The 5,438-nt window shown below is 67.3% G+C and carries 5 protein-coding genes and 1 pseudogene; 4 read left to right on the forward strand and 2 right to left on the reverse strand.

All coding sequences use genetic code 11. From position 1 onward, the window contains the following. Window positions 1–227, reverse strand: a pseudogene (locus EAO72_RS43660) (alpha/beta hydrolase); the annotation flags it as partial. 207 nt (window positions 228–434) lie between these two features. Between EAO72_RS43660 and EAO72_RS40205 the strand changes: the two are divergent. From EAO72_RS40205 to EAO72_RS40220, 4 genes are all read left to right on the forward strand, one after another. Then, window positions 435–1,247: an alpha/beta hydrolase family protein gene (locus tag EAO72_RS40205; protein ID WP_261991858.1), complete on the forward strand. Its 813-nt coding sequence runs from the start codon at window positions 435–437 to the stop codon at window positions 1,245–1,247. Window positions 1,248–1,324: 77 nt separating this feature from the next. Further along, the gene (locus EAO72_RS40210; protein WP_148022342.1) at window positions 1,325–1,783 is read left to right on the forward strand and encodes a hypothetical protein; all 459 of its coding nucleotides are present in this window, start codon (window positions 1,325–1,327) and stop codon (window positions 1,781–1,783) included. Window positions 1,784–1,879: 96 nt separating this feature from the next. Continuing rightward, window positions 1,880–2,872 (forward strand): C40 family peptidase, encoded by a 993-nt coding sequence (locus EAO72_RS40215; RefSeq protein WP_148022338.1) that lies wholly within the window; start codon window positions 1,880–1,882, stop codon window positions 2,870–2,872. A gap of 268 nt (window positions 2,873–3,140) precedes the next feature. Beyond that, window positions 3,141–3,872 carry a phosphatase PAP2 family protein gene (locus EAO72_RS40220; protein WP_148022339.1) on the forward strand — a complete coding sequence of 244 codons (732 nt, stop codon included), beginning with the start codon at window positions 3,141–3,143 and terminating at the stop codon, window positions 3,870–3,872. Between the two features lie 91 nt (window positions 3,873–3,963). Here the strand turns inward: EAO72_RS40220 and EAO72_RS40225 are convergent. Continuing rightward, window positions 3,964–5,438: FAD-binding oxidoreductase (locus tag EAO72_RS40225; protein WP_148022340.1), on the reverse strand; the 1,475-nt coding region annotated here is incomplete at its 5' end.

Below are 5,438 nucleotides of genomic sequence, written 5' to 3' on the forward strand. Positions count from 1 at the left end.
ATTCCGATGGCAGTATCGCGCGCCCGCTTAAGATCGTTCTTCGCGAAATCCGCATCCAACGACGTATTCAACCCCGGCACATAAGCCGAAACATTCCGCGCCGTATCCGGATTCCCATAAGAAACGATCGCTCGCCCGTTCCCCTCATCGCCGATGCCGAGCAAATACATAGGCGGCTGCCGTCCCGCCTGCAACTGCCGGTCGATCTCCCGCAGCGCCCGCTGCTGAGCCTTCATCTCGTGCGCGAGGCTGTTCAGCGTCGTACGGACGAGGCCGCACTCCGTGTACACGTACTGCAGGTTCCGGCTCAGCTGCCGTAACCGCCCCACTGCCGCGTCCGCCGCCGCGCCCTGCTGCGTCTCGCGCAATCCGTTCAGCAACTGCTTCTCGATCCGGTCCCGCYCGGCATCGGCGATGAGGGGAACGGGCGAGCGATCGTTTCTTATGGGAATCCGGATACGGCGCGGAATGTTTCGGCTTATGTGCCGGGGTTGAATACGTCGTTGGATGCGGATTTCGCGAAGAACGATCTTAAGCGGGCGCGCGATACTGCCATCGGAATGCAGCGGCACGATCCGTCCAGCGCGGCGATTGTTTGGCTTGGCTACGATGCGCCGCAATCGCCAGATGGGTGGGGCAGCCTTGACGTGATGGGGGATGAGCGAGCCGAGAGGGGTGGAAATGCTTTCCATCAGTTTATGGGAGGTGTGTCTGCCACGAACGAGAACGAGGACCCGCACATGACAGCGATTGGGCACTCCTACGGTTCGCGCACGGTAGGTGCCGCAACGCAGCGAGCGGGCGGCATCCCAGGCGTGGACGACATCGTCTTGGTAGGAAGCCCGGGGGTTGGCGTCGATCGTGCGGATGAGCTTGGAGTGGGCAAGGAGCATGTTTTCGTCGGGGCAGCCGAGAACGACGTTGTCACGAAGTTGCCATCCAAGCAACAGAGTGCTGTTGGCGCTGTAGGCATGGCCGTTGCAGGGCCCGGTGGTGCGTACCTGGTTGGCGAGATCGCCGATCAGGAAGATGATGAACTTTGGTTTGGTCAGGACCCAGCCAGCGAGGCATTCGGCGCTAGGCGGTTTCCCGTAGGTGATGGGCCACGCGTAGTCGGCGGTCACGGACTATCAATCGACGCACACTCTCAATACTTCGATCCAGATCGAGATGCCTCATCGGCTAACAGTATTGCGTTGGTTGCGGCTGGACAATCTCGTCGGCTCAAGGCGGAGGAGTACCGGTGAAGGGGTTCGTCTTTAGGTGCGTGGTGGCCATTGGCCTGAGTGTAGCTCTGGCCGGCTGCGTTGCGGGCGGGAAGAGGGTGGACATGGATATGCAGGAAGCTGCGGACCGAGCAGATGGAATCATGGATACAACATTGGCGAGCATCGAGCCTCCTGTTCAGTGGGCTCACGGCCCCACCACTACGGGAAGTTGCGGTGTGACGCGACGTCGGTCCGTTATGACCATCGTGTCAGACGAGCGAAGGGGAAGCTTCCTGGGGTTGGTGGAGCGGGATTGGCGGAAGCATAATTTCAAGATTAAGGGGGTCAATAATGACCAGGATTCTCCCGCCATCTATGCGCAAAGTCAGGGCGGCTTTGGCGTGAGCCTAATCTTTGGCGGAGGGCAAGCCTTCTTCGAAGTGGACAGCCCCTGCGTGGAGGAGTCTGCCGTGGCCGAGTCCACCACGGCGCCCAACGGGCCGTCCTACGAGGGGGTGTACCCGCTCCCCCGTCCCAACGTCCACTCCGACTTCTGGTCCACCGGCGCATCCTGATGGCTCATCAGTGACCCCAATGACTCGTACACACCGTCGAAAACACCCATGAACCCCTCCCCGATGGGGGATGGTTGAGGGGTGCGGAAATACTGGATGGCAGGTGGGATCGGCGTCGGAGCCGCCATGCTCTTCGTGGCGCTGCTCGTCGTCGGTACGTACTCCGCCGCCGCCGGCCTCACGGGCGGCGGGGGTGGGGCCGTGGCGTTGGCCAAGGGGGCTGTGCCGGCCAAGTACCAGCCGCTTGTGCAGAAGTGGGGCAACCTCTGTCCTGCCATCAACCCCGCCCTCCTCGCCGCCCAGCTCTACCAGGAGAGCGGCTGGAATCCGCGTGCGCAGAGTCCGGCCGCCGCTCAGGGCATCGCGCAGTTCATCCCGGGCACCTGGGCCTCGCACGGGCTCGACGGGGACAACGACGGGGACCGGGACGTCTGGGATCCCGCCGATGCGATTCCGTCCGCCGCCTCGTACGACTGCGAGCTGGCCGGGTACGTGAAGAAGGTGCCGGGGGATCCGACCGACAACATGCTCGCCGCCTACAACGCCGGTGCGTACCGGGTCATCAAGTCCGGCGGGGTCCCCGCCATCGCGGAGACCCAGAACTACGTCAAGATCATCCGGACCCTGGAGAAGAGCTTCGCCCGGCCCGTCGGGCGGGTGCAGCCGTCTCAGCAGGCGGCGGGGGCCATCTACTTCGCCCAGAAGAAGCTCGGGACCAAGTACCTCTGGGGCGGTAACGGAACCCCGGAGCAGGGCGGGCGGTTCGACTGTTCGGGGCTGACCCAGGCCGCGTACCGGACCGTCGACATCGAGCTGCCCCGTGTGGCGAACGATCAGTACAACGCCGGGCCGCACCCCTCGCGCGACCAGCTGCTTCCTGGGGATCTCGTGTTCTTCTCCGACGATCTCAGCAACTCGCGGGCCATTCACCACGTCGGCCTGTACGTGGGAGGCGGTTACATGATCAACGCTCCGTACACCGGTGCCGTCATCCGTTTCGACAAGATCGACACGCCCGACTACTTCGGTGCGACCCGCGTCACCAAGGACGGTGCCGCGGCCCTGCCGACCGCGCAGCCGGCGGCCTGACGTGGCGGCGTCGGTGGCCGGAACTCTCTGTGAAGCCTGGGCCCTGAGCTGCGACGATGAGTCACTCTTCGATAACGTCATGGTGATCATTCGGTAGAGAGTGGAACGTACGCACGGGACGCGTCGTTCTCTGGTTGGACCGGGGCCGCAGCCACTGACCTAGCGTCGCCCCTACGCACGTAAGTGACCGAACCGAATACGGGGGTTCGTCATAGCGGCGCACATGGGTGTGTGCCGCAGCAGCAGACAAGGCAAGGGGCCGCGGCAGATGGCTGGACTCGCACTGGATGGGTCGAACCCCGATGTCAGCCTGCTCTACGACATCAACGGGCTCGCGAAGTCCGCTCCCACCTGGTTCGACCGGGTCATGGAGTTCGTCGGTGAGTACGGAATCATGCTCGGCATGGTCCTGGTGGTCCTGTGGTGCTGGTGGAGTGTCCGCCGGCGCGGCACGGCCGAGGATTCCGTGAGCGCGGTCGCGGGGTTGGTCTGGGCGCCGCTCGCGGCCGGGATCGCCCTGCTGATCAACATCCCGATCCGTGGATTCGTGGAACGGCCGCGTCCGTTCAAGGACCATCAGGGGCTCGACGTCCTGGTGGACGGGAAGAACGACTTCTCCTTCGTCAGTGATCACGCGACCATGGCGATGGCACTGGGCGTCGGGCTCTTCGTGGCGAACCGGAAGTTCGGCATCGCGGCGATCGCGCTCGCCCTGCTGGAAGGGTTCTGCCGGATCTACATGGGCGTTCACTACCCGACCGACGTCATCGGCGGCTTCGCGCTCGGCACGGCCGCCGCGCTGCTCCTCGCGCCGCTCGCCATGATGCTGCTGACCCCCCTGGTGGGCGCCGTATCCCGGTCGGGCCGGCTGGGCCGGCTGGTCAGGTCGCGCCGCCCGCTCGCCGCGGCGGCCGGGGACGGTGGCGAGGCGCTCGGGATTCCCGAGCCGCGCCCCGGTTCGGGAGGCGGCTCGGAAGGCGAGAAAGGGCTGGCAGCCTGAGCGCCGTTCCGGGTGAGGGGCGGTCAGCCGGAGCCACACGGGGCAGCTGTGTGGCCCAACGGTGACGGGCGGTCAGGCCGGAGGGGTTGCGTCACAGTGATTGCGGGTAGGTGAAGAACCCCTCCGGGTCGTACTCCTTCTTCACCTCGCCGAGCCGGGGCAGCGCGGAGCCGTAGTAGGCCGTGCGCCAGCCCGTCAGGGCCGGGTCCGCGTAGTTCTGGTAAGCCGCCCCCGAGGCGTAGGGACGCAGCGCCGCATGGGTGTCTTTCAGCCACTTCTGCTGCGCGGTGCCGGCCGTCCCCGCGCGCCACGCCCCGATGTACTGGGCCAGCACCCGTGAACCGCGGTGGACGAACGCGGTGGACCGCGGGTCGACCCGGTTGACCGCGCCGCCCAGCGCGGTGAGGGCGACCGAGCCGCCGCCGCCCTGGTCCTCGGGGATCCGGGTGAAGGCCTCGGTCCGGTCGAGGAGGGTCCGGACGCCCTCCGGGGGCAGGGAGCGGTCGTAGAAGTCGGAGGCCGCCGCGTACGTCTCGCGCTGGAGCGAACCCTGCGGATCGCGGCCCGGTGTGGTGCCGGGCAGACGGCACTGGGCGTCCGTGATGCCGGAGCAGCCCGCGTACACGAGCATCGCCTCCTCGTAGCTGCGGCGGCGCAGCGAGACGGAGGTCGCGGAGGCGCCGATCCGGTCGGCGAGGCGGTCGACGGCGTTCTGCAGGTCGCCGTACGTGCCGAGGCTGAACGCCGACACCGACACCGTCGGGTTGAGGCCACCCGGGCCCGCCGCGACGTGTGCGGAGGACCAGATCTCGTCGGGCTGGTCCGGGCCCCATTCCTGCCAGGCCGTCACCACGGCCCGGGCGCGCGACCACGGCCACGACATGTACGCGGCGACGGTCTGCGGTGCGGGGTGGGTACGGAAGCGGAGTTCGGTGACGACGCCGAAGTTGCCGTTGCCTGCGCCGCGCAGCGCCCAGAACAGGTCGGGGTGGTGCTTGGCGTCGGTGGTGAGCGTCCTGCCGTCGGCGGTGACGAGCGTCGCGCCCATGAGGCTGTCGCACGTCAGGCCGTAGGCGCGCGAGGCGACGCCGTGACCGCCGCCGAGGGTGAGTCCGGAGATGCCGACCGTGGGGCAGGAGCCGCCGGGGACGGTCAGGCCGTGCGCGGCGAGGCCCTGGTAGACGTCGAGGAGCCGGGCTCCCGCGCCGATCGTGCCGTTCCGGTCGACGCCGTTGAGTGAGGAGACGTCAACGACCAGCCGTCCGTTGCCGCTCGACCAGCCGCCGTAGGAGTGGCCGCCGCTGCGGATGGCGACGGGTACGGAGCTGCGCCGGGCGAAGGCCAGGCACTCGCGGACGTCGGCCTCGTGGCGGACGTAGGCGACCGCGGCCGGTTTCCGGTCGTCGTAGCGGGTGTTGTAGAGCTGACGGGCGGTCGGGTAGTCCGCGTCGTCGGGGCGTACGAGGGAACCGGCGAGGCTCTTGGCCAGGGCCGGCCAGTCCGCCGGAACAGCCGGTGCGGAGGTCGCCGGCGGACTGGCCGGCCCTGGCCAAGAGCCTCGCCGGT

This window comes from Streptomyces sp. OR43, from assembly GCF_008042275.1.
Taxonomy (GTDB): Bacteria; Actinomycetota; Actinomycetes; order Streptomycetales; family Streptomycetaceae; genus Streptomyces.

Bases quoted from the DNA above. Each gene is read 5' to 3' on its own strand.
- EAO72_RS40220 (WP_148022339.1), top strand. From the start codon at position 3,141: ATGGCTGGACTCGCACTGGATGGGTCGAACCCCGATGTCAGCCTGCTC.
- EAO72_RS40215 (WP_148022338.1), top strand. From the start codon at position 1,880: ATGGCAGGTGGGATCGGCGTCGGAGCCGCCATGCTCTTCGTGGCGCTG.